This is a genomic window from Massilia sp. BGA-UO-ETr-WB1, from assembly GCF_059567845.1.
In genome coordinates this window covers 759,779-780,671 of sequence record NZ_JCAQOT010000024.1, presented here as the reverse complement: position 1 = coordinate 780,671, position 20,893 = coordinate 759,779, and the positions used below count along the sequence as shown (strand labels likewise).

General features: G+C 62.0%; 30 protein-coding genes. 1 reads left to right on the top strand and 29 read right to left on the bottom strand.

What is annotated here, in order from left to right:
* Positions 1 to 68: 68 nt before the first annotated feature.
* The 4 genes from AC56DV_RS16665 to AC56DV_RS16650 are packed head-to-tail and all read right to left on the bottom strand — an operon-like array spanning position 69 to position 6,521.
* Entirely contained in the window at positions 69 to 3,203 is a 3,135-nt protein-coding gene (locus AC56DV_RS16665) for an efflux RND transporter permease subunit (RefSeq protein WP_496315358.1), read from the bottom strand.
* Positions 3,200 to 4,393, bottom strand: a complete 1,194-nt coding sequence (locus AC56DV_RS16660) for an efflux RND transporter periplasmic adaptor subunit (RefSeq protein WP_496315357.1) — start codon at positions 4,391 to 4,393, stop codon at positions 3,200 to 3,202. The genes AC56DV_RS16665 and AC56DV_RS16660 overlap by 4 nt, the downstream gene beginning before the upstream one ends.
* A gap of 47 nt (positions 4,394 to 4,440) precedes the next feature.
* Positions 4,441 to 5,796, bottom strand: coding sequence for an ATP-binding protein (locus tag AC56DV_RS16655; protein ID WP_496315356.1), 1,356 nt, complete (start codon positions 5,794 to 5,796; stop codon positions 4,441 to 4,443).
* On the bottom strand, positions 5,793 to 6,521 hold the full coding sequence (locus AC56DV_RS16650) for a response regulator (RefSeq protein WP_496315355.1): 729 nt from the start codon (positions 6,519 to 6,521) through the stop codon (positions 5,793 to 5,795). The genes AC56DV_RS16655 and AC56DV_RS16650 overlap by 4 nt, the downstream gene beginning before the upstream one ends.
* Before the next feature lie 222 nt (positions 6,522 to 6,743).
* Here AC56DV_RS16650 and AC56DV_RS16645 point away from each other — a divergent pair, with 222 nt between their 5' ends.
* The gene (locus AC56DV_RS16645; RefSeq protein WP_496315354.1) at positions 6,744 to 7,268 is read left to right on the top strand and encodes a Spy/CpxP family protein refolding chaperone; all 525 of its coding nucleotides are present in this window, start codon (positions 6,744 to 6,746) and stop codon (positions 7,266 to 7,268) included.
* A 44-nt stretch (positions 7,269 to 7,312) separates the two neighbouring features.
* Here AC56DV_RS16645 and dsbD read toward each other — a convergent pair whose 3' ends face one another.
* The 25 genes from dsbD to rpsS all read right to left on the bottom strand — a co-directional run bounded on the left by dsbD (position 7,313) and on the right by rpsS (position 20,891).
* A complete protein-coding gene (gene dsbD, locus AC56DV_RS16640) occupies positions 7,313 to 9,112 on the bottom strand; it encodes a protein-disulfide reductase DsbD (protein WP_496315353.1) in 1,800 nt (599 codons plus the stop codon).
* Between the two features lie 109 nt (positions 9,113 to 9,221).
* A complete protein-coding gene (rplQ, locus tag AC56DV_RS16635; RefSeq protein ID WP_056404269.1) occupies positions 9,222 to 9,617 on the bottom strand; it encodes a 50S ribosomal protein L17 in 396 nt (131 codons plus the stop codon).
* A gap of 123 nt (positions 9,618 to 9,740) precedes the next feature.
* Positions 9,741 to 10,718 (bottom strand): DNA-directed RNA polymerase subunit alpha, encoded by a 978-nt coding sequence (locus AC56DV_RS16630; RefSeq protein ID WP_026354946.1) that lies wholly within the window; start codon positions 10,716 to 10,718, stop codon positions 9,741 to 9,743.
* A gap of 108 nt (positions 10,719 to 10,826) precedes the next feature.
* Positions 10,827 to 11,450: a 30S ribosomal protein S4 gene (gene rpsD / locus AC56DV_RS16625; RefSeq protein ID WP_496315352.1), complete on the bottom strand. Its 624-nt coding sequence runs from the start codon at positions 11,448 to 11,450 to the stop codon at positions 10,827 to 10,829.
* Between the two features lie 238 nt (positions 11,451 to 11,688).
* The gene (gene rpsK / locus AC56DV_RS16620; protein ID WP_008444339.1) at positions 11,689 to 12,093 is read right to left on the bottom strand and encodes a 30S ribosomal protein S11; all 405 of its coding nucleotides are present in this window, start codon (positions 12,091 to 12,093) and stop codon (positions 11,689 to 11,691) included.
* Positions 12,094 to 12,108: 15 nt separating this feature from the next.
* Entirely contained in the window at positions 12,109 to 12,474 is a 366-nt protein-coding gene (gene rpsM / locus AC56DV_RS16615) for a 30S ribosomal protein S13 (protein ID WP_056404273.1), read from the bottom strand.
* Between the two features lie 27 nt (positions 12,475 to 12,501).
* Positions 12,502 to 12,615, bottom strand: coding sequence for a 50S ribosomal protein L36 (rpmJ, locus tag AC56DV_RS16610; protein ID WP_005663407.1), 114 nt, complete (start codon positions 12,613 to 12,615; stop codon positions 12,502 to 12,504).
* 31 nt (positions 12,616 to 12,646) lie between these two features.
* Positions 12,647 to 12,865 carry a translation initiation factor IF-1 gene (gene infA / locus AC56DV_RS16605; RefSeq protein ID WP_005663428.1) on the bottom strand — a complete coding sequence of 73 codons (219 nt, stop codon included), beginning with the start codon at positions 12,863 to 12,865 and terminating at the stop codon, positions 12,647 to 12,649.
* Positions 12,866 to 12,886: 21 nt separating this feature from the next.
* A complete protein-coding gene (secY, locus tag AC56DV_RS16600; protein ID WP_496315351.1) occupies positions 12,887 to 14,221 on the bottom strand; it encodes a preprotein translocase subunit SecY in 1,335 nt (444 codons plus the stop codon).
* A gap of 32 nt (positions 14,222 to 14,253) precedes the next feature.
* Positions 14,254 to 14,685 carry a 50S ribosomal protein L15 gene (rplO, locus tag AC56DV_RS16595; protein ID WP_056404276.1) on the bottom strand — a complete coding sequence of 144 codons (432 nt, stop codon included), beginning with the start codon at positions 14,683 to 14,685 and terminating at the stop codon, positions 14,254 to 14,256.
* A gap of 27 nt (positions 14,686 to 14,712) precedes the next feature.
* On the bottom strand, positions 14,713 to 14,889 hold the full coding sequence (rpmD, locus tag AC56DV_RS16590) for a 50S ribosomal protein L30 (protein WP_050409754.1): 177 nt from the start codon (positions 14,887 to 14,889) through the stop codon (positions 14,713 to 14,715).
* Between the two features lie 11 nt (positions 14,890 to 14,900).
* On the bottom strand, positions 14,901 to 15,419 hold the full coding sequence (gene rpsE / locus AC56DV_RS16585; RefSeq protein WP_049817602.1) for a 30S ribosomal protein S5: 519 nt from the start codon (positions 15,417 to 15,419) through the stop codon (positions 14,901 to 14,903).
* A gap of 10 nt (positions 15,420 to 15,429) precedes the next feature.
* Positions 15,430 to 15,792, bottom strand: coding sequence for a 50S ribosomal protein L18 (gene rplR, locus AC56DV_RS16580; protein ID WP_496315350.1), 363 nt, complete (start codon positions 15,790 to 15,792; stop codon positions 15,430 to 15,432).
* A 13-nt stretch (positions 15,793 to 15,805) separates the two neighbouring features.
* A complete protein-coding gene (rplF, locus tag AC56DV_RS16575) occupies positions 15,806 to 16,339 on the bottom strand; it encodes a 50S ribosomal protein L6 (protein ID WP_056404279.1) in 534 nt (177 codons plus the stop codon).
* Positions 16,340 to 16,348: 9 nt separating this feature from the next.
* Positions 16,349 to 16,744 (bottom strand): 30S ribosomal protein S8, encoded by a 396-nt coding sequence (gene rpsH / locus AC56DV_RS16570; protein ID WP_056404280.1) that lies wholly within the window; start codon positions 16,742 to 16,744, stop codon positions 16,349 to 16,351.
* 14 nt (positions 16,745 to 16,758) lie between these two features.
* A complete protein-coding gene (gene rpsN / locus AC56DV_RS16565) occupies positions 16,759 to 17,064 on the bottom strand; it encodes a 30S ribosomal protein S14 (RefSeq protein WP_056404282.1) in 306 nt (101 codons plus the stop codon).
* Positions 17,065 to 17,070: 6 nt separating this feature from the next.
* Complete coding sequence (gene rplE / locus AC56DV_RS16560) at positions 17,071 to 17,610, bottom strand: 50S ribosomal protein L5 (RefSeq protein ID WP_056404284.1); 540 nt, start codon at positions 17,608 to 17,610, stop codon at positions 17,071 to 17,073.
* 6 nt (positions 17,611 to 17,616) lie between these two features.
* Positions 17,617 to 17,931: a 50S ribosomal protein L24 gene (gene rplX / locus AC56DV_RS16555; protein WP_496315349.1), complete on the bottom strand. Its 315-nt coding sequence runs from the start codon at positions 17,929 to 17,931 to the stop codon at positions 17,617 to 17,619.
* A gap of 11 nt (positions 17,932 to 17,942) precedes the next feature.
* Positions 17,943 to 18,311 (bottom strand): 50S ribosomal protein L14, encoded by a 369-nt coding sequence (rplN, locus tag AC56DV_RS16550; RefSeq protein ID WP_050409761.1) that lies wholly within the window; start codon positions 18,309 to 18,311, stop codon positions 17,943 to 17,945.
* Positions 18,312 to 18,563: 252 nt separating this feature from the next.
* Complete coding sequence (gene rpsQ, locus AC56DV_RS16545; protein WP_056404288.1) at positions 18,564 to 18,836, bottom strand: 30S ribosomal protein S17; 273 nt, start codon at positions 18,834 to 18,836, stop codon at positions 18,564 to 18,566.
* Positions 18,833 to 19,024, bottom strand: a complete 192-nt coding sequence (rpmC, locus tag AC56DV_RS16540) for a 50S ribosomal protein L29 (protein WP_056404290.1) — start codon at positions 19,022 to 19,024, stop codon at positions 18,833 to 18,835. Before rpmC ends, rpsQ begins: the two co-directional genes overlap by 4 nt.
* A 12-nt stretch (positions 19,025 to 19,036) precedes the next feature.
* A complete protein-coding gene (gene rplP, locus AC56DV_RS16535) occupies positions 19,037 to 19,456 on the bottom strand; it encodes a 50S ribosomal protein L16 (RefSeq protein WP_056404292.1) in 420 nt (139 codons plus the stop codon).
* Between the two features lie 2 nt (positions 19,457 to 19,458).
* Positions 19,459 to 20,277, bottom strand: a complete 819-nt coding sequence (gene rpsC / locus AC56DV_RS16530; RefSeq protein ID WP_057158346.1) for a 30S ribosomal protein S3 — start codon at positions 20,275 to 20,277, stop codon at positions 19,459 to 19,461.
* Positions 20,278 to 20,286: 9 nt separating this feature from the next.
* Complete coding sequence (gene rplV / locus AC56DV_RS16525) at positions 20,287 to 20,619, bottom strand: 50S ribosomal protein L22 (RefSeq protein ID WP_177307311.1); 333 nt, start codon at positions 20,617 to 20,619, stop codon at positions 20,287 to 20,289.
* The gene (gene rpsS, locus AC56DV_RS16520) at positions 20,616 to 20,891 is read right to left on the bottom strand and encodes a 30S ribosomal protein S19 (RefSeq protein WP_050409767.1); all 276 of its coding nucleotides are present in this window, start codon (positions 20,889 to 20,891) and stop codon (positions 20,616 to 20,618) included. Before rpsS ends, rplV begins: the two co-directional genes overlap by 4 nt.
* Positions 20,892 to 20,893 lie beyond the last annotated feature (2 nt).

The window sequence follows — 20,893 nt, the reverse complement described above, 5'->3', positions numbered from 1 at the left end:
GTTACCGTATGTATCACAAGATTGCCTAAAACAAACGGGCCGGAAATCTTCCGGCCCGCAGTATGATATCAGTGCTTGGCAAGACTGACAGCTTTTAGCTCCACCGGAGCCTTGGCCGGCTCCGGCTCGTCGGCCAGGGCCGCGTCGTCCATCGGCCCGCTGCCGCTGTATTTGTCGAGGAACAAGTAAATCACCGGCGTGATGTACAGCGTGATCACCTGCGAGAAGATCAGGCCGCCCACCACGGCCAGGCCCAGCGGCTGGCGCAGCTCGGCGCCGGCGCCCAGGCCGAGCGCGATCGGCAAGGCGCCCATCAAGGCGGCCAGCGTGGTCATCATGATGGGGCGGAAGCGCAGCACGCAGGCTTCGCGGATGGCGTCCGCCGGTTGCATGCCGTGGTTGCGCTGCGCGTCCAGCGCGAAGTCGATCATCATGATGGCGTTCTTCTTGACGATACCGATCAGCATCAGGATGCCGATGATGGCGATCATGGTCAGGTCCATATTGAAGATGCGCAAGGTCAGCAAGGCGCCCACCGCCGCCGACGGCAGGCCGGCCAGGATGGTCAGCGGGTGGATGTAGCTCTCGTAGAGCACGCCCAGCAGCACGTAGATGACGCCCAGCGCGGCGATGATCAGGATCAGCTGGCTGCCCTGCGAGCTCTGGAACACGGCCGCGTCGCCGCCATAGGTGGTGATGATGGAGGCCGGCAGGGCCATGTCCACCGCCATCTGGTCGATCTTGTTGGTGGCCACGCCCAGCGGCACGTCGGGCGCCAGGTTGAACGACAGGGTGATGGCCTGCAGTTGCCCCTGGTGGTTGACCGAGGTGGGGCCGACGGTGCGCTCCACGCTGGCAAAGCTGGACAGCTGCACCAGGTTGCCGGCCTTGTTGCGCACCGAGATCCTGGTCAGCGCGTCGTCGAACTGGCGGTCCTCGGTGGCCGCTTCCAGTATCACGAAGTAGCTGGCGGCGGACGAGTAGATGGTGGACACCTGGCGCTCGCCGAAGGCCAGGTACAGCGCGCTGCGGATGGCGCTCATTTCCACGCCCAGGGTGTTGGCCTTGTCGCGGTCTATCTTCAGCGACGCCTGCAGGCCCTTGTTCTGCGAGTCGCTGGTGACGTCGCGGAAGTCGTTGTCGGCGCGCATGCGTTCCTGGAACTTGTTGGCCCAGTCGCTGAGCGCGTCCGGGCTGACGGACTGCAGGGTGTACTGGTAGCGGCTCTTGCTCGGGCGGCCGCCCAGCTGCAGGTTTTGCACCGGGCTCAGGTAGACGGCGATGCCGGGCACCTGCCTGGTGGCCTTGCGCAGGCTGTCGAGCACCTGCGGCATCTTGGCGCGCTCGCCGCGCGGCTTGAGCACCAGGAACATGCGGCCGCCGTTGCCGCCGCTGACGAAGGAAGTCACGTCCTGTACGTTGGGGTCGGCCATGATGACGGCGGCCACCTTGGTCTGCAGCTCCAGCAGCGCGGCCGAGGAAATGTCCTCCGCAGCCTCGGTGGTGACGCGGATCTGGCCCAGGTCCTCCTCCGGGAAGAAGCCTTTCGGAATGGTGGCGTACAGCACCACGGTCAGCACGAAGGTGCCGACGGCCAGCGCCAGCACCGCGTAGCGGTGCTTGAGGGCGATGTCCAGCGTGCTGGCGTAGCCGTTGCGCAGGCGCGAGAAGCCGGCTTCGAACCAGCGGCCGATGAAGGTGTCGTCGCCGGCCGCGTCGTGCGCCTCGTTCGGCAGCAGGCGCGCGCACAGCATGGGCACCAGGGTCAGCGACACCACCGCCGACACCAGCACCGACAGCGCCACCACCACGGCGAATTCGTGGAACAGCAGGCCGATCACGCCGGGCATGAAGAAGATCGGGATGAACACCGCCACCAGCGAAATCGAGATCGAGATAATGGTGAAGCCCATTTCGCGCGAGCCGACCAGCGCGGCCTGCAGCGGCTTCTTGCCCATCTCGATGTGGCGCACGATGTTTTCCAGCACCACGATGGCGTCGTCCACCACCAGGCCCACGGCCAGCGTGATGCCGAGCAGGGACACGTTGTCCAGGCTGTAGCCGAAGGCGTACAGCAGGCTCAGCGCGCCCAGCAGCGAGATCGGCATGGTGATGGCCGGGATGAAAGTGGCGGCCGCCTTGCGCAGGAACAGGAAGATCACCAGCACCACCAGCACCACGGTCAGCGCCAGGGTCAGGTTGACGTCGTGGATGGCTTCGCGGATCGACACCGAGCGGTCGTTGACCAGGTTGATCTTGACCGAGGCCGGCAGCTGGGCGGTGAAGCGCGGCAGCAGCTGGCGCACGCCGTCCACCACCTGCACGGTGTTGGCGTCCGGCTGGCGCTGCACCAGCAGCACGATGGAGCGCTCGCCGTTGTAGCTGCCGGCGGTCTTGACGGACTGGTAACTGTCCTCGGCCTCGGCCACGTCCTTCAGGCGCACCGGCTGGCCGTTGCGGGTGGCGACGATCAGTTCGGCGAACTCGGCCGCCTTCATCAGCTGGGCGTTGCCCTGGATGGTCAGGGTCTGGCTGGGGCCGTCCAGGATGCCGAGCGGGGTGTTGGCGTTGGCGGCGCGGATGGCGGCGGCCAGCTCGTCCAGCGTGATGTTGCGCGCGTTCAGCAGGTCGGCCTTGGCGCGGATGCGCACCGCGAAGCGCTTCTGGCCGTTGACGGTGACCTGGGCCACGCCCGGCAGGGTCGACAGGCTGGGCGCCACCAGGTTTTCCGCATAGTCGTTCAGTTCGGACAGGCTCAGCGAAGGCGAGGTCATGGTCATGAACAGCACCGGCGCGTCGGCCGGGTTGACCTTGCGGTAGGACGGCAGGTCCGTCATTTCCTGCGGCAGCGAGCGCTGCGCGCGCAGCAGCGCGGCCTGCACGTCGACCGCCGCCTCGTTGACGTCGATGCTGGAGTCGAACTCCAGGGTCAGCGAGGTGTTGCCCAGGGTGCTGGTGGAGGTGATCATGCTCAGGCCGGCGATCGTGGAGAACTGCTTCTCCAGCGGCAGCGCGACCGAGGACGCCATGGTTTCCGGGCTGGCGCCGGGCAGGTCGGCGCCGACGTTGATGACCGGGGTGTTATAGCTGGGCAGCGCCGCGACCGGGATGTGGGCGTAGGCCAGCACGCCGGCCAGGATCAGGCTCAGCGACAGCAGCACCACCATCACCGGGCGGCGGATGCACAATTCGGACAGGTTCATGCTGCGCCATCCTTTTTCCTGGCAGCCCCGCTGCCCGGGGCCTCGCCCTTCTTCTTGTCCGGCGACGCGGCTTCGGCGATGCGCACCTTGCCGCCGGGGCGCAGGTTCTGCTTGCCTTCGACGATGATCTTTTCGTCGCCGTTCAGGCCGCTCACGGCGGCGTAGGGGCCGAAGGTGTGCAAGCGCTTGATGTTGGCCACGGCAGCGGTCTGGTCCGGGGCGACCGTGTACACGAAGGTCCCCCGCGTGTTGCTAATGATAGCGTTTTGCGGCACCACCAGCACGTCTTTCAGCGTTTGCACGGTGAGCTTGGTGTTGACGTACTGGCCCGGCCACAGCCGGGTCTGGCTGTTGTCGAACTCGGCCTTCACGCGGATCACGCCGGCCATCGGGTCGACCGCGTTGTCGATGAAGCTCAGCTTGCCCTTGAACAGCTGGCCGCCCGATTCCACTTCCACCGGCACCGCGCCGGCCTGTTGCGCCGCCAGCAAGCCGGCCAGCGCGCTTTCGGGCAGGGTGAAGGCCACGTTGATGGGGTTGAGCTGGGTCACCGTGGTGAGCGAGGTCGACAGCTGCACCAGGCTGCCCGGGTAGACGTTGATGGCGCCCACCCGGCCCGTCAGCGGGGCGCGGATGGTGGTGTAGCTGGCGTCCACCTTGACCGCCTGGGCGGCGGCGAGGTCCGCGTTGAGCACGGCGCGCGCCTGTTCGACCTGGCTGCGCAAGGTGTCCACCGCGCCCTGGGCGATGAATTTCTGCGCCAGCAAGTCCATGCTGCGCTGGTATTGGCGCTCCAGGTCGGCCAGCGTGGCGCGGTCGCGCATCACCTGGGCCTGGGCTTTTTCCACGTTGGCGTTTTCGCTGCGGCTGTCGAGCGAGAACATCAGCTCGCCCTGTTTGACGAACTGGCCTTCCTTGATGTGCACCTTGACGATGGTGCTGGTGGTTTGCGGATGCAGGTCGACGGTGCTGATGGGCGACACGGTGCCGTTGGCCGACAGCAGCACCGGCACGTCCTGGCGTTGCGGCGCCACCACGTTGACGGTGGTCGGGCCTTGCTGGCCCTGCTGCCCCGGCTTGCCTTGGGCGCCGGCCTGCGCGGCCGGCCCGGCCGGCTGCGCGAAATACCAGGCGCCCGCGCCGATTACGGCGGCCGCGCCTGCCAGGAGTACCAGAGTGGTCTTTTTCATCGTTTTTATAGGTAATTGGCTTGACTGCAATGCGTGCAATGCGGGAATCATTTCCCTGCGTAATATTCGGGCAGCACCAGGGTCACTTCCAGGCCGCCGTCGGGATGGTTGGCCAGCGCGATGCTGGCGCCGTGCTGTTCGGCGATATTGCGGGCGATGGTCAGCCCCAGGCCGGTGCCGCCCGATTCGCGCGAGCGCGAGCTTTCGATGCGGTAGAACGGCTCGAACACCTGGGCCAGCTGGTCGGGGGCAATGCCGGGGCCGGCGTCGCGGATGCGGATGCGCGCCGCGCCCACCAGGCGCTCGACCGTCACGCTGGCGCTCTGGCCGTACTTGACCGCGTTGTCCAGCAGGTTCACCAGGCAGCGCCGGATCGCCAGCGGGCGGCCCATCAGCGCCATCGCGGCGCGGCCCTTGAGGGCCACGTCCTGGCCGGCGTCGGCGGCGTCGGCGCACACGCTGTCGAGCAGCGAGTCCAGGTCCAGCGCCTGCATGTTCTCGGTGCTGTCCATGCTGCGCGCCAGGTCCAGGCCCTCCTTCACCATCTGCTGGGTGGCCGACAGGTCGCCCAGCAGCTTTTGCTGCAGGTCGCCGTCGGACACTTTTTCCAGCCGCAGCCGCATGCGGGTGAGCGGGGTCTGCAGGTCGTGCGTGATGGCGGCCAGCATTTGCGTGCGCTGGAAGATGTGCTGGCGGATGCGCGCCTGCATGGCGTTGAAGGCGGCGCTGGCCTGGCGGATCTCGCTGGCGCCGCTCAGGGCCAGCGGCGGGTGGTTGATGTCGTCGCCCAGGTCTTTCGCGGCCTGCGCCAGCTTTTGCAGCGGGCGCACGGCCATGCGGGTGACCAGGTAAGCCAGGCCGACTATGCTGAACAGGAAAGGCAGGATGCTGAACAGTTCGTTCTGGCCGGTGGGCGGCGGCGAGCGCGGCGGCAGCACGGTCAGGCGCAGCACCTGGCCGTCGTGCAGTCCGACGTGCACCACTTCACAGATGCCGCGCCATTGCACCGGGCCGAAGATGGAATTGATCTCGCGCGGCGCGTCGCAGGCGGCCGGGCGGCCCGGCTGAGGCGCCAGCGTGTAATCCTTGCCCAAGCGCGCGGACAGCTGGCGCGAAAAGTCCGTCTGCTGGGCCGCCATGTCGATGGCGGCGTCGGTCGCCTCCAGCCGCAGGCCGCCCTGGCTGACGATTTTCAGGTAGGCCGCGCGCGCGTCCGGCGCCACCACGCTGATGGTCGAGATCAGTTCGCCGGAACGGTCCAGCACGTAAGAGTCGCGGTAGCGCTCCAGCGTGCGCTGGCGTTCGGTGACGGCCAGGTAATGCGTCAGCGCGGCCGAGGCCACGATGCCGAGCAACAGGACCAGGAACACGCGGCCTGTCATCGAACTGAGGAAAGCTTTCACGCCCCCTGCTCCACGCTGACGGCACCGGCCAGCACATAGCCGCCGTTGCGCACGGTCTTGATGATTTGCGGCACGCGCGCGTCCTCGCCCAGCTTCTGGCGCAGGCGGCTGATCTGGATGTCGATCGAGCGGTCGAAGGGGTCGGCGTCGCGGCCCTGGGTCAGGTTCAGCAGCTGGTCGCGGTTGAGCACGCGGTTCGGGTGCTCCAGGAACACCTTGAGCAGGCGGAACTCGGCGCCCGACAGCATGATGACGATGCCGTCCGGGTTGACCAGGTGGCGCGCGGTCAGGTCCAGCGTCCAGTTGGAAAAGCGCATCTGCTGCACCTTGTCGGAGCCGGAATGGGACGGCATGGCGTGGCTGCGGCGCAGCACGCTGCGGATGCGGGCCAGCAGCTCGCGCGGCTCGAACGGTTTCGGCAGGTAGTCGTCGGCGCCCATTTCCAGGCCCAGGATGCGGTCCAGCGGCTCGTTGCGGGCGGTCAGCATGATGACCGGCAGCGAGGACGTGGCGCGCAGCTTGCGGCACAGGCTCAAGCCGTCGTCGCCGGGCAGGTTCAGGTCCAGCACGATCAGGTCCGGGCGCGCCTCGTCGAGCTGTTTCCACATGGCGCCGCCGTCCGCCGCGCACTGGGCGCGGTAGCCGTTGGCCTCCAGGTAGTCGGCCAGCAGGGAGCGGATATCGCGGTCGTCGTCGACGATCAGGATGGCAGAAGTTTGTTCCATGCCTCAATTATCCTCAGTTCGGAGGGGGAAGGCCAATAAGGGTTTGTATCGGCTTGTATATCTGCAGGCTCCGCGGCGCGGAGAAACAGTTTGATACAAAAGCGGCGGCGGGGGCAATGCGGCGGCAACACCGCGCTGCCAAGATATGTTCCATGTGCAGTGCACATAGTGCAGCCACCGGGCAGCTACCGAGCCACTGAACCCAACCACAAAGGACTTACCATGAACACGATACGCAAATCCCTGATCATCGGCATGACCGTGCTCAGCCTGGGCGCGGTGGGCAGCGGCGCCTTCGCCGCCGACACCCCGGCCCCGGGCCGCCACGGCCAGGCCCTGACCCAGGAGCAGCGCGCCGCCAAGGCCGCCGAGCGCCAGGCCAAATTCAAGGAAATGGTGGCCAAGCGCCAGGCCGCGCTGCACGACAAGCTGAAACTGACGGCGGCGCAGGAACCGGCCTGGAACGCCTTCATCGCCGCCAGCGCGCCCAAGCTGCCGGCGGCCCGCCCGGACCGCGCCGCGCTGGCCCAACTGAGCGCGCCCGAGCGCGCCGAGCAGCGCCATGAAATGCACAAGCAGATGCTGGCCCACCAGGAAACCCGCCTGGCCGCGCTGAAGACCTTCTACGCCCAGCTGACGCCCGAGCAGCAAAAGACCTTCGACGAAGCCACCAGGCGCCACCACGGACGCGGCCACGGTCACGGCGGCGCCCATGGACGCGGCCACGGCGCCATGCACCACAGCTGATCAAGCTTGCATCAACAACAAGGGGCGCCACGGCGCCCCTTACTTTATTGCAATTTGTTTAGCGATTTCGAGAACGTTTCGGCGTTCTGGAAGCCGATTACGCGCGAGTCCGGGATTTCCTGGCCTTGCGGGTTGAAGAAGATGATGCCGGGCGGGCCGAACAGCTTGAAGCGCTTCAGCATGGCTTTGTCGTCCTCGTCGTTGGCGGTCACGTCCACCTGCAGCAGCACGGTGTTGGCCAGTTTGGCTTTGACGGCCGGGTCGACGAAGGTGAGCTTTTCCATTTCCTTGCAGGACACGCACCAGTCGGCATAGAAGTCCAGCATGGCGGTCTTGCCGCCGGTTTGCGCCAGCGCGGCGTCCAGCTGGGCCACGGTTTTCACGCGCGTGAAGTGCACCGGCTGCTCGCCGCCGCGCCCCAGGTGGGCCAGCGGCGCCAGCACGTCCCGGCCGCCGGTGGCCGCGCCCACCAGCTGCACGCCGCCGAGGATGACGAACACCACCGCCGCCGCCTTGCCCAGCCAGCCGGTGCCGGCCCGGCCCCGGCTACCCGCCGTCAACAGGTAGACGCCATAGCCGATGCCCAGCAGCGCGAAACCCAGCATGGCCAGCCTGGCCGGCAGCACCGGCGACACCAGCCACAGCGCCATGGCCAGCAGCAGCACGCCGAAGAATTTCTTCACATTGTCCATCCAGCCGCCGGCGCGCGGCAGCAGGGTGCCGGCCGACACGCCCACCAGCAGCAGCGGCACGCTCATGCCCACCGCCATGGCGAACAGCGCGCCGCCGCCGATGACCACGTCGCGCGTCTGGCTGATGTAGACCAAGGCGCCGGCCAGCGGCGCGGCCACGCAGGGGCCGACGATCAGGGCGGAAATGGCGCCCATGGCGAACACGCCGGCCAGCTTGCCGGAGGACTGGCGGTTGGACACCGTGCTCAAGCGGCTTTGCAGCCCGGCCGGCACCTGCAGTTCATAGAAGCCGAACATGGACAGCGACAACGCCACCATCAGCAGGCCGAAGGCGCCCAGCACCCAGGGATTCTGCAGCGCGGCCGCCAGGCCTTCGCCGATCAGGCCGGCCGCCACGCCCAGCGCGGTGTAGACGATGGCCATGCCCAGCGCGTACGTGAGCGACAGCACCAGGCCGCGTCCACGGCTGCTGCGCGCGCCTTCGCCGACGATAATCGAGGACAGGATGGGCACCATGGGCAGCACGCAAGGCGTGAACGCCAGGCCCAGGCCCAGCAGCGCGAACAGCGGCAGGATCACCAGCAGGCGGCCGCCCTGCAGCGCCGCTTCGATCTTGCCCAGCTCGCTGACGCCGTCGGCTGGCCCGCTTGGCCCCGCCGCGTCCACGCCGGCCGGCGCAGCGCCCTGCCCCGCCGCGCCCGGCAGCGACATGGCCGCGCCGCTGCCGCCGGCGCCCACCAGTTTCACCTGCGCCTCCTGCGGCGAGTAGCACAAGCCCTTGTCGGAGCAGCCCTGCGAGGTGGCGACCAGGGTGAACGGTCCGGCGGTGTCGACCGGGATGGTGATGGTGACCTGCTTGCGGTAGGTTTCCACGTCCTTGTTGAAGGTTTCGTCGAACTTGACCTTGCCCGGCGGGATGTCCGGCGTGCCCAGCGTGGCGCCCTGCGCCTTGAACATGAAGCGTTCGCGGTACATATAGTAGCCGTCCGCGATGTCATAGGTGACGGTGGCGGTTTTCTCGTCCAGCATGCGGGCGGAGAACTTGAAGGCGACCGCCGGGTCGAGGAAGTCTTCCTCGGCGCGGGCCGGGGCGGCAAACAGCAGGACCGTCAACGCCAGCAGGCGGACGAGGGAGTGGGCAAAGCGGGACATGACTGCCTTCGAGAACTAAAACCTGCTTATGGTACACCTGGCCGCGCTTTCCCGCCCGGCCATAAAAAAAGCCAGGCAGAGCCTGGCTTTTTCCTTAACTCGGCGTAAATTACGCTTCGTCGGCAACTTCAACAGCTTCGGTGATCTCTGGACGGTCCAGCAGTTCAACGTAAGCCATAGGAGCGTTGTCGCCTACGCGGAAACCCATTTTCAGGATGCGCAGGTAACCGCCGTTACGGTTGGCGTAACGTGGGCCCAGTTCAGCGAACAGCTTCAGAACCATTTCGCGGTCGCGCAGGCGGGCGAAGGCCAGGCGCTTGTTGGCCAGGGTGTCGGTCTTGCCCAGGGTCAGGATCGGCTCGATCACGCGGCGCAGTTCCTTAGCTTTAGGAACGGTGGTTTTGATGGCTTCATGACGCAGCAGGGAAACGGTCATGTTGCGCAGCATAGCCAGGCGGTGGGACGAGGTACGGTTCAGCTTACGGAGGCCGTGACGGTGACGCATGGTACTTCCTTTCGATGATGTTTAATGCCAGGTTCTTCGATCGCCAAGGTGTTCGCCAGGGCGCGGACCGGTTCATAAGGGTTAAACGCCCCCGGCACATGCCGGGGACGGGTACAACAAGAATTACTTCTCCAGACCTGCAGGCGGCCAGTTCTCCAGCTTCATGCCCAGAGTCAGACCGCGCGAAGCCAGCACTTCCTTGATTTCGTTCAAGGACTTGCGGCCCAGGTTCGGCGTCTTCAGCAGTTCGTTTTCCGAACGCTGGATCAGGTCGCCAATGTAGTAGATGTTTTCCGCTTTCAGGCAGTTGGCCGAACGGACGGTCAGCTCCAGGTCGTCCACCGGACGCAGCAGGATAGGATCGACCAGCGGAGCGCGCGATGGCGCTTCGGCGGCCGCTTCCGTGCCTTCCAGGGCGGCGAATACATTCAACTGGTCCACCAGGACGCGGGCCGACTGGCGGATCGCTTCTTCCGGCGTGATCACGCCGTTGGTTTCGATGTTGATGATCAGCTTGTCCAGGTCGGTGCGCTGTTCCACGCGGGCCGATTCCACTGCGTAAGACACGCGGCGCACTGGCGAGAATGACGCGTCCAGGATGATGCGGCCGATGGTCTTGTTGGTGTCTTCGGACAGGCGGCGGACGTTGCCCGGCACATAGCCGCGGCCTTTTTCCACTTTGATCTGCATGTCCAGCTTGCCGCCCGCGGTCAGGTGGGCAATCACGTGGTCCGGGTTGATCAGCTCGACGTCGTGCGGCAGGTCGATGTCCGATGCCAGGACGGCGCCTTCGCCTTCCTTCTTCAGGGTCAGGGTGACGGAGTCACGGTTGTGGACTTTGAAGACCACGCCCTTCAGGTTCAGCAGCAGATCAACCACGTCTTCCTGGACGCCGTCCAGCGACGAGTACTCGTGCACCACGCCGGCGATCGTCACTTCGGTCGGCGCGTAGCCGATCATGGACGACAGCAGCACGCGGCGCAGCGCGTTGCCCAGGGTGTGGCCATAGCCACGCTCGAACGGCTCCATCACGACTTTAGCGTGACCGGCGCCCAGGGCTTCGACGTCGATGATACGTGGTTTCAACAAACTGTTTTGCATGAAATGTCCTTTTCAATACCCTCGGCTCATTACACCGATAAGGCTGATGGCATTAGTGAAAAAGCCCACTGGGCTTGACAGCCAGTGGGCGGTAACTACTTACTGCGATTAACGCGAGTACAGTTCGACGATCAGCGATTCGTTGACGTCGTGAGCGATTTCGTTACGCTCTGGCAGCGACTTCAGCGTGCCTTCCATTTTCTTGGAGTCAACCGACACCCAGGCCGGCATGCCGACTTGTTCAGCCAGCGACAGCGCTTCAACGATACGCACTTGCTTTTTGGCTTTTTCGCGCACGGCGATCACGTCGCCGGTCTTCACGTTGTACGAAGCGATGTTCACCACATTGCCGTTCACGGTGAAGGCTTTGTGCGACACCAGCTGACGCGCTTCAGCGCGGGTCGAGCCGAAGCCCATGCGGTATGCAACGTTGTCCAGGCGGGTTTCCAGCAGGGCCAGCAGGGTTTCGCCGGTGTTGCCCTTGCGGCGGTCCGCTTCAGCGAAGTAGCGGCGGAACTGGCGTTCCAGGATGCCGTACATGCGTTTTACTTTTTGCTTTTCGCGCAGCTGGTTGCCGTAGTCCGAGGTGCGGGCGCCCGATTTCACGCCGTGCTGGCCTGGCTTGACGTCCAGTTTGCATTTCGAATCCAGCGAGCGGCGTGCGCTCTTCAGGAACAGGTCAGTGCCTTCACGGCGGGACAGCTTTGCTTTTGGTCCGATATAACGTGCCACGATGTTTTCCTTTAAATATGACGCCCCAGCCGCGGCGCGACAATGCGTGCGGTTAGGCGCTAGTCCAGCTCACTTTCAGCTTGGACGGTGGCTCAAAACGAAAAACCCGTCGAAATCCATCCGACAGGCGAGAACAGCCGGACAGTATAGCCGTTTCCGGCCCACTGTTCCAGCGGTTTTTTTGCTTCCAAGAGGACGACGCCGGCGGAAGCGGGTTACCCCGCCGCCGGCGGCATCATTAGATACGACGACGCTTAGGAGGACGGCAGCCGTTGTGCGGTACTGGGGTAACGTCCTGGATCTCGGTGATCTTGATGCCCAGGTTGTTCAGTGCGCGCACTGCGGATTCGCGGCCAGGGCCTGGGCCCTTGATGCGCACTTCCAGATTCTTCACGCCGCACTCAACAGCCACTTTACCTGCGGCTTCGGCAGCAACCTGCGCTGCGAACGGGGTCGATTTACGCGAACCCTTGAAGCCAGCGCCACCGGAGGTCGCCCACGACAGAGCGTTGCCCTGACGGTCGGTGATGGTGATGATGGTGTTGTTGAAGGAAGCGTGAACGTGTGCGATACCTTCTGCAACGTTCTTCTTGACCTTCTTGCGTACGCGAGCTGCTGCTGCGCTGCTTTGTTGCTTAGCCATAATATTTTCCTAAGATTATTTCTTCAGCGATTGAGCGGCTTTGCGCGGGCCCTTGCGGGTACGCGCATTGGTGCGGGTGCGCTGGCCGCGGACCGGCAGGCCCTTGCGGTGACGCATGCCGCGGTAGCAGCCCAGATCCATCAGACGCTTGATGTTCATCGACAGTTCGCGGCGCAGGTCGCCTTCAACTACGAACTTGCCGATCTCATCACGCAGCTTTTCCAGCTCGCTGTCGTCCAGATCCTTGATCTTCTTGTTGGATGGAACACCCGTCGCCTGGCAGATGAACTGCGAGCGTGGGCGGCCGATACCGTAGATGGCGGTCAGGCCGATAACGGTATGTTGGTGGTTTGGGATGTTAACCCCTGCAATACGTGCCATTCGTTATTCCTCGATAAATAACGGTTATTAACCTTGACGCTGCTTGTGACGCGGTTCGACGCAGATTACGCGGACCACACCTTTGCGCTTGATGATCTTGCAGTTGCGGCAGATGCGCTTGACTGAAGCGTTAACTTTCATTTTTGCACTCTCTTCTAGTACGATTGTTTATTTACTTGGTCCGGAACACGATGCGGGCCCGGCTCAGATCATAAGGTGTCAGTTCGACCGTCACCTTGTCGCCAGGAAGGATGCGGATATAGTTCATCCGCATTTTACCCGAAATGTGTCCGAGCACCACGTGCCCGTTTTCCAGCTTCACTCGAAATGTTGCATTGGGGAGATTCTCCAGAATCTCGCCTTGCATCTGTATGACGTCGTCTTTTGCCATTTTTCGTTATGTTTGCCGCGCTTAACGCGTCGGAATTCCGCCCTTGAAGTTTGCTTTGCGCAGCAGCGACTCATATTGCTGCGACATCACATAGTTTTGCACCTGGGCCATGAAATCCATGGTCACAACCACAATAATCAACAGGGAGGTGCCGCCAAAGTAGAAGGGAACCTTCCACTGGGCTTGCATAAACTCCGGCAACAAACACACCAGCGTGATGTAGACGGCGCCGGCCAGCGTCAATCGCGTCAGGATCTTGTCGATGTAGCGGGCAGTCTGCTCACCGGGACGAATCCCTGGCACAAAGGCCCCGCTCTTCTTCAAGTTGTCCGCTGTTTCCTTGCTGTTAAACACCAGCGCGGTATAGAAGAAACAGAAGAACACGATTGCAATGGCGTACAACAATGCATGGATCGGCTCGCCAGGACTCAACGAGGCCGCCAGGTCTTTCATGAAACCGACGACCGGGCTGGACTTGTCGGCGCCCTTCGAGAACCACTCCACGAGCGTAGCCGGGAACAGGATAATCGACGATGCGAAGATCGGCGGGATCACGCCGGCCATGTTCAGCTTCAGCGGCAGGTGGCTGGTTTGGCCACCGTAGATCTTGTTGCCGACTTGACGCTTGGCGTAGTTGACCAGGATCTTGCGCTGGCCACGTTCCACGAACACCACGACGAAGGTAACCAGGGCTACCAGCACCACGATGAGGATGGCCGAGAAGCTGCCGATCGAACCGGTCGACACCTGGGTGAACAAGCCACCCAGCGCGCCCGGCAGACCGGCGGCGATGCCGGCGAAGATGATGATGGAGATGCCGTTACCGAGACCGCGCTCGGTAATCTGCTCCCCCAGCCACATCAGGAACATGGTGCCGGTCAACAGCGTCACGATCGTCACGAAGCGGAAGCCCAGGCCAGGATCCAGCACCAGGCCAGGCTGCGATTCCAGTGCCACGGACACACCCAGCGCCTGGAACAGAGCCAGCGCCACCGTCGCATAACGGGTGTACTGGGTGATCTTGCGGCGGCCGGATTCGCCCTCCTTTTTCAGCGCCTCCATCTGTGGCGACACGATCGACAGCAACTGCATGATGATCGAGGCCGAGATGTAGGGCGTGATACCGAGCGCAAACACCGTAAAGCGGGACAAGGCGCCACCGGAGAACATGTTGAACATGCCCAGGATGCCGCCTTCCTGTTGCTTGAACAGGGCCGCCAGCTGTACCGGGTCGACACCCGGTACAGGAACGTGAGCGCCGATACGATACACCACCAATGCGCCAAGCAGGAACCACAGGCGGCCCCAAGGGAAGCCAGCTGCGGCGCTCTTAGCAAGTTGTGGGTTGGTCGCCAATTTTCGCTCCGATCTAGCTGTTAGCTATCAGCTCAGGCTACCGAGCCGCCAGCCGCTTCGATGGCCGCTTTCGCGCCCGCGGTGACTTTCAGGCCTTTGACCACGACGGCTTTGGTGATTTCGCCGGAGGCGATCACGCGCACGTCGCGGGCCAGCACGCCCAGCACGCCGGCTTGCTTCAGGACCAGAATGTCGACTTCGCCGGTAGGCAGGTTGTTCAGGTCGGACAGGCGCACTTCAGCTTTGAAGGTGGCGTTGAGCGACTTGAAACCGCGCTTAGGCAGACGGCGTTGCAGAGGCATTTGACCGCCTTCGAAACCGACTTTATGGAAGCCGCCCGAACGCGATTTTTGACCTTTGTGACCACGGCCGGAGGTTTTACCCAGGCCGGAGCCGATACCGCGACCGACGCGACGCTTGTAGTGCTTCGCGCCGTCTGCTGGTTGAATGGTATTCAATTCCATTGATTTCTCCAGATCATAAGCCGAAGCTTACGATACGACTTTCACGAGGTAGGCGACTTTGGTGATCATGCCGCGTACCGATGGGGTGTCCTGCAGCTCGGAAACCGAGTTGACGCGGCGCAGACCCAGGCCGCGCACGGTGGCGCGGTGGTCTTGACGAGTGCCGATCAGGCCCTTCACCAGTTTGACTTTGATAGTGCTCATGTGGTTTCCCCTTAAGCCAGGATGTCTTCCACCGACTTGCCGCGTTTCGCAGCGATGTCAGCAGCAGTACTGATTTTCGACAGGCCGTCCAGGGTCGCGCGCACCAGGTTGTATGGGTTGCTCGAACCGGTGGATTTCGCCACCACGTCGGTCACGCCCATCACCTCGAAGATCGCGCGCATGGCGCCACCAGCGATCACGCCGGTACCCGGCTTGGCTGGCATCATCATCACTTTCGACGCGCCGTGGCGGCCGATGACGGTGTGATGCAGCGTGCCGTTTTTCAGCGGCACTTTGATCAGGTTGCGGCGGGCTTCTTCCATTGCCTTTTGCACACCCACTGGCACTTCTTTCGATTTGCCTTTACCCATGCCGATGCGGCCATCGCCGTCACCAACTACGGTCAGCGCCGCGAAGCCCATGATACGACCACCCTTGACCACTTTGGTCACGCGGTTGATCGCGATCATTTTTTCGCGCATGCCGTCGTCCGGCTTGTCGCTTTGCATTTTAGCTTGCATTTTTGCCATGATCGTACCCTTAGAACTTCAGACCGGCTTCGCGGGCAGCTTCTGCCAGCGCTTTGACACGGCCGTGGTAACGGAAACCGGAGCGGTCGAACGCAACTTCGGTGATTCCTGCTTTCAGTGCTTTTTCTGCTACGCGCTTGCCAACCAGAGCGGCGGCGGCGGCGTTGCCACCCTTGCCGGTTTTGCCAGCCAGTTCAGCGCGCACTTCCGCTTCCGCGGTCGAGGCCGAAACCAGTACTTTGGCATCCGGGGAGGTCAAGTTTGCATAGATGTGCAGGTTAGTGCGGTGCACCGACAGGCGGTTCACTTTCAGCTGTGCAATCTTGATCCGGGTTTGACGTCCGCGACGCAGACGAGATTCTTTTTTATCCATCGTCAGCCCCTAATTACTTCTTCTTGGTTTCTTTGATCTTAACCACTTCGTCCGAATAACGGACGCCCTTGCCCTTGTAAGGCTCAGGAGCGCGGTAAGCGCGAACTTCAGCGGCCACCTGGCCGACCTTTTGACGGTCGATACCCTTGATCAGGATCTCGGTCGGGGTCGGGGTTGCCACGGTGACGCCTTCTGGCATCGCGTGCACAACCGGGTGCGAGAAGCCCAGCGACAGGTTCAGCTTGTCGCCAGCGGCTTGCGCCTTGTAACCCACGCCAACCAGGTTCAGCTTCTTCTCGAAGCCCTTGGTGACGCCGGTGACCATGTTGTTCACCAGCGCGCGCAGCGTGCCGGACATGGCATTGGCTTCGCGGCTGTCGTTGGCCACGTCGAAGGACAGGGTGCCAGCGTTGTTTTCTACTTTCACCTGGCCGTTCAGAGCCTGGGTCAGTACGCCCAGCGGGCCTTTTACGGTGATCGCTTGTGCGGAGATGGCGACTTCAGCGCCAGCTGGCACAGCGATAGGCATTTTAGCTACACGAGACATTATTGCTCCTTACGCGACGTAGCAGATGACTTCGCCGCCGACGCCGGTAGCGCGTGCTTTGCGGTCGGTCATGACGCCTTGCGGGGTCGACACGATGGCAACGCCCAGGCCGTTCATCACGGTTGGGATTTCATCCTTGCCCTTGTACACGCGCAGACCCGGACGGGACACGCGCTCAAGGCGCTCGATAACAGGACGGCCTACATAATATTTCAAACCGATTTTGAGTTCCGACTTGCCACCGGCTTCGGCGACAGCGAAATCTTCAATGTAACCCTCGTCCTTGAGGACGTTGGCAATCGCTACTTTGACTTTCGACGATGGCATGGCCACGGTCGTTTTTTGAACGCCTTGGGCGTTGCGAATGCGGGTCAGCATATCGGCGATAGGATCGCTCATACTCATTGCTTGTTCTCCTATTACCAGCTGGCTTTAGTCATACCCGGAATCTCACCACGCATGGCGAATTCACGGAGCTTGATACGGCCCAGACCGAATTTACGGAAGGTGCCGCGTGGACGACCGGTGACGGCGCAACGGTTGCGCTGACGGGTCGGAGCGGAGTTACGTGGCAGCGCCTGCAGTTTCAGGCGGGCTTCGTAACGCTCTTCTTCCGTCTTCGACTGGTCGTCGATGATGGCCTTCAGCGAGGCGCGCTTGGCAGCGAATTTGTTTGCCAGGTCGACACGCTTCTGTTCACGGTTAATCAGTGCGAGTTTTGCCATGATCTATTAGTTCCTGAACGGGAATTTAAAGGCGGCGAGCAGAGCTTTCGCTTCGTCGTCGGTCTTCGCGGTGGTGGTGATCGAGATGTTCATACCACGCAGCGCATCGATCTTGTCGTACTCGATCTCTGGGAAGATGATCTGTTCTTTAACACCGATGTTGTAGTTGCCGCGACCGTCGAACGAACGACCGGACACGCCACGGAAGTCACGCACGCGCGGCAGGGCCACGGTGATGAAACGATCCAGGAACTCGTACATGCGGGCGCCGCGCAGGGTCACCATGGTACCGATCGGATAGCCTTCGCGGATCTTGAAACCGGCGATAGCTTTGCGCGACTTGGTGGTCACTGGCTTCTGGCCGGCGATCTTGGTCAGGTCGCCAACAGCGTGCTCCAGGACTTTCTTGTCAGCGATTGCTTCGCCCACACCCATGTTCAGGGTGATCTTGGTCAGGCGTGGCACTTCCATCACCGACTTGTAACCGAATTTCTCGGTCAGCTCGGCAACGATTTTGTCTTTATAGACTGCTTGCAGACGGGCCATTTCTTATTACCCTTTCACTACTTCGCCGGAGGACTTGAAGACGCGGACTTTTTTGCCATCCACTTCCTTGAAGCCTACGCGATCTGCCTTACCGGTCGCAGCGTTGAACAGAGCAACGTTGGACACGTGAATAGGCATGGTCTTGTCAACGATGCCACCAGTTACGCCAGTCATCGGGTTCGGCTTTTGCGCTTTTTTCGCGACATTGACGCCTTCAACCACGACATGCTCAGCGCCTACACGCTGTTGCACGGTGCCGCGCTTGCCCTTGTCTTTACCGGTCAAAACGATGACTTCGTCGTTTTTACGAATCTTATCCATTTACTGACTCCTTACAGGACTTCCGGTGCCAGGGACACGATCTTCATGAACTTCTCAGTGCGCAGTTCGCGCGTGACAGGTCCGAAGATGCGGGTACCGATCGGCTCCAGCTTGGCGTTCAGCAGCACGGCGGCGTTGCCGTCGAACTTCACCAGGGAGCCGTCTTGGCGGCGCACACCTTTAGCGGTACGCACAACCACAGCGTTGTAAATTTCACCTTTTTTGACACGGCCGCGTGGCTGGGCAACCTTGACGGTTACCTTGATCACGTCGCCAATGCCAGCATAACGGCGCTTGGAGCCGCCCAATACCTTGATGCACATGACTTCTTTGGCACCGGTATTGTCGGCCACTTCGAGCCGGCTTTCAGTTTGAATCATAGTATTCTCTTTCCCAACTTAAGCCGAAGAATCCACACAATGCGGACCTCTCGGTCAGTCTTGGTCCCGCCAGTGATTCGCATCACTGTTTGGGTGCTTGACCTTCGTACAAGTACTGACCGCAGGTGCGCGTCTGCGGAGAGACACTTTGCGGCGATACATGAGCGAAGCCCGCAAGTATCACATAAAACCTGCGGGCTTGCAAGAACTAATTGAAAACCGCCACAGTCAGGGACTGCGGCGGTTGGTCAATTAAACGATTTGTGCAGCTTGCACTACACGAGTCACCGTCCACGCCTTCGTTTTGGAGATCGGACGGCCTTCCTGGATCTCGACCGTATCACCGGCCTTGACTTGGTTGGTTTCGTCGTGTGCGTGGTATTTAGCCGAACGCACAATGATCTTGCCGTACAGAGGGTGCTTCACGTGACGTTCGATCAGAACGGTAACGGTCTTGTCCATCTTGTCGGACACCACTTTACCGATCAGCGTGCGCTTGAGCGACTGTTTCACTGGTTGGTTCATTTGGCTTCCTTCAGATTCATTACCGTCTTCACACGCGCGATGTCGCGGCGTACCTTCTTGAGCTGCGAAGTGTTGCTCAGCTGCTGCGTAGCGACTTGCATACGCAGACCGAACTGGGCCTTCAGCAGGTCGTTCAGCTCTTTTTGCAGAGCTGCCTGGTCTTTGCCGCGGAGTTCAGATGCTTTCATATTTCACTCCTATTATTGGCCAACCTGGCGCACCACGAAGGTGGTAGCCAGAGGCAGTTTGGCAGCAGCCAGGCGGAACGCTTCGCGCGCCAGTTCTTCTGCGACGCCATCCATTTCGTACAGTACTTTACCTGGCTGGATTTCAGCCACGTAGTACTCTGGATTACCCTTACCGTTACCCATACGGACTTCGGCAGGCTTGTTCGAAATTGGCTTGTCCGGGAAGACGCGAATCCAGATACGGCCGCCACGTTTGATGTGACGGGTCATGGCGCGACGCGCTGCTTCGATTTGACGTGCGGTGATGCGACCGCGAGCAACTGCCTTCAGACCGAATTCGCCAAACGACACGGCGGTGCCGCGGCTGTGCGAAATACCGGTGTTGCGGCCTTTCTGCTCTTTACGATACTTCCTGCGTGCTGGTTGCAGCATGGTTATTCTCCTGCTTTCTCAGCTGGTGCAGCGGCGGCCGGTTTCGCGGAACGCACACGGGCAGCACCTGCCGGGGATGGTTTAGCACCGGCTGGACCTGGACGTGGGCGGCCCGAAGGCTTGCCGTCGTCGCGGCGTGGACCGCGGCTTTTCTTCTCGTCGGCTGGGGTCTCGATGACTGGCGCTTCGCCGGTCGGCGAGCGGTCGCCCTTGTAAACCCAGACCTTGACGCCGATGATGCCGTACGTGGTCGACGCTTCGCTGGTGCCGTAGTCGATGTCGGCGCGCAGGGTATGCAGAGGCACGCGGCCTTCGCGGTACCATTCTTTACGCGCGATCTCGATGCCGTTCAGACGGCCCGACGACATGATCTTGATGCCCAGGGCACCCAGACGCATGGCGTTTTGCATCGCGCGCTTCATCGCGCGGCGGAACATGATGCGCTTTTCCAGCTGCTGCGAGATCGAATCGGCGATCAGCTGCGAGTCGATTTCCGGCTTGCGGATTTCTTCGATGTTCACGTGCACCGGCACGCCCATGATCTTGGTCAGCGCCGACTTCAGTACTTCGATGTCTTCGCCTTTTTTACCAATGACCACGCCTGGACGCGAGCTGTAGATCGTGAAGCGCGCGTTCTTGGCTGGACGCTCGATGACGATGCGGCCGACGGAGGCGTTCTTCAGTTTCTTTTTCAGGAAAGCGCGAGCTTTCAGGTCTTCGTTCAGCATGGCAGCGAAATTGCCGTTGCCTGCGTACCAGCGCGAAGCCCAGTTACGGGTGACCGCCAGACGGAAACCGGTTGGATGAATTTTCTGACCCATCGTGGCTCCTTAGTTACCGACAGTCACGTACACGTGACAGGATTGTTTCGAAATGCGGTCGCCACGGCCCTTTGCACGCGCGGTGAAGCGCTTCAGGATCGGGCCCTTTTCGACGTAGATCGTTTTCACGAACAGTTCGTCGATGTCGGCACCATCGTTGTGCTCGGCGTTCGCGATTGCGGACTCCAGCACTTTCTTGATGATGGCCGCGCCTTTTTTCGGGCTGAACTGCAGAATGTTCAGCGCAGCGTCAACCTTCTTGCCGCGGATCAGATCAGCCACCAGGCGGCCTTTTTGATCCGACAGGCGCACGCCTTTGAGGATAGCTTTGGTTTCCATTATTTCTTAGCCTTTTTGTCAGCAGCGTGGCCCTTGAACGTGCGGGTCAGCGCGAATTCGCCGAGCTTGTGACCAACCATGTTCTCGGAAACATACACTGGCACGTGCAGCTTGCCGTTGTGCACAGCGATCGTCAGACCGATGAAGTCAGGCATGATCGTCGAGCGGCGCGACCAGGTTTTGATTGGCTTTTTGTCTTTGGTCGCTTGCGCGGCTTCGACTTTTTTCACCAGGTGGGCGTCACAGAACGGCCCTTTTTTCAATGAACGAGTCATGG

Coding starts and splice junctions, on each gene's coding strand:
- AC56DV_RS16665 (WP_496315358.1), bottom strand. CDS start 3,203: ATGAACCTGTCCGAATTGTGCATCCGCCGCCCGGTGATGGTGGTGCTG.
- AC56DV_RS16660 (WP_496315357.1), bottom strand. CDS start 4,393: ATGAAAAAGACCACTCTGGTACTCCTGGCAGGCGCGGCCGCCGTAATC.
- AC56DV_RS16650 (WP_496315355.1), bottom strand. CDS start 6,521: ATGGAACAAACTTCTGCCATCCTGATCGTCGACGACGACCGCGATATC.
- AC56DV_RS16645 (WP_496315354.1), top strand. CDS start 6,744: ATGAACACGATACGCAAATCCCTGATCATCGGCATGACCGTGCTCAGC.
- dsbD (WP_496315353.1), bottom strand. CDS start 9,112: ATGTCCCGCTTTGCCCACTCCCTCGTCCGCCTGCTGGCGTTGACGGTC.
- rplQ (WP_056404269.1), bottom strand. CDS start 9,617: ATGCGTCACCGTCACGGCCTCCGTAAGCTGAACCGTACCTCGTCCCAC.
- AC56DV_RS16630 (WP_026354946.1), bottom strand. CDS start 10,718: ATGCAAAACAGTTTGTTGAAACCACGTATCATCGACGTCGAAGCCCTG.
- rpsK (WP_008444339.1), bottom strand. CDS start 12,093: ATGGCTAAGCAACAAAGCAGCGCAGCAGCAGCTCGCGTACGCAAGAAG.
- rpsM (WP_056404273.1), bottom strand. CDS start 12,474: ATGGCACGTATTGCAGGGGTTAACATCCCAAACCACCAACATACCGTT.
- rpmJ (WP_005663407.1), bottom strand. CDS start 12,615: ATGAAAGTTAACGCTTCAGTCAAGCGCATCTGCCGCAACTGCAAGATC.
- infA (WP_005663428.1), bottom strand. CDS start 12,865: ATGGCAAAAGACGACGTCATACAGATGCAAGGCGAGATTCTGGAGAAT.
- rplO (WP_056404276.1), bottom strand. CDS start 14,685: ATGGAATTGAATACCATTCAACCAGCAGACGGCGCGAAGCACTACAAG.
- rpmD (WP_050409754.1), bottom strand. CDS start 14,889: ATGAGCACTATCAAAGTCAAACTGGTGAAGGGCCTGATCGGCACTCGT.
- rpsE (WP_049817602.1), bottom strand. CDS start 15,419: ATGGCAAAAATGCAAGCTAAAATGCAAAGCGACAAGCCGGACGACGGC.
- rplR (WP_496315350.1), bottom strand. CDS start 15,792: ATGGATAAAAAAGAATCTCGTCTGCGTCGCGGACGTCAAACCCGGATC.
- rplF (WP_056404279.1), bottom strand. CDS start 16,339: ATGTCTCGTGTAGCTAAAATGCCTATCGCTGTGCCAGCTGGCGCTGAA.
- rpsH (WP_056404280.1), bottom strand. CDS start 16,744: ATGAGTATGAGCGATCCTATCGCCGATATGCTGACCCGCATTCGCAAC.
- rpsN (WP_056404282.1), bottom strand. CDS start 17,064: ATGGCAAAACTCGCACTGATTAACCGTGAACAGAAGCGTGTCGACCTG.
- rplE (WP_056404284.1), bottom strand. CDS start 17,610: ATGGCCCGTCTGCAAGCAGTCTATAAAGACAAAATCGTTGCCGAGCTG.
- rplX (WP_496315349.1), bottom strand. CDS start 17,931: ATGGATAAGATTCGTAAAAACGACGAAGTCATCGTTTTGACCGGTAAA.
- rplN (WP_050409761.1), bottom strand. CDS start 18,311: ATGATTCAAACTGAAAGCCGGCTCGAAGTGGCCGACAATACCGGTGCC.
- rpsQ (WP_056404288.1), bottom strand. CDS start 18,836: ATGAACCAACCAGTGAAACAGTCGCTCAAGCGCACGCTGATCGGTAAA.
- rpmC (WP_056404290.1), bottom strand. CDS start 19,024: ATGAAAGCATCTGAACTCCGCGGCAAAGACCAGGCAGCTCTGCAAAAA.
- rplP (WP_056404292.1), bottom strand. CDS start 19,456: ATGCTGCAACCAGCACGCAGGAAGTATCGTAAAGAGCAGAAAGGCCGC.
- rpsC (WP_057158346.1), bottom strand. CDS start 20,277: ATGGGTCAGAAAATTCATCCAACCGGTTTCCGTCTGGCGGTCACCCGT.
- rpsS (WP_050409767.1), bottom strand. CDS start 20,891: ATGACTCGTTCATTGAAAAAAGGGCCGTTCTGTGACGCCCACCTGGTG.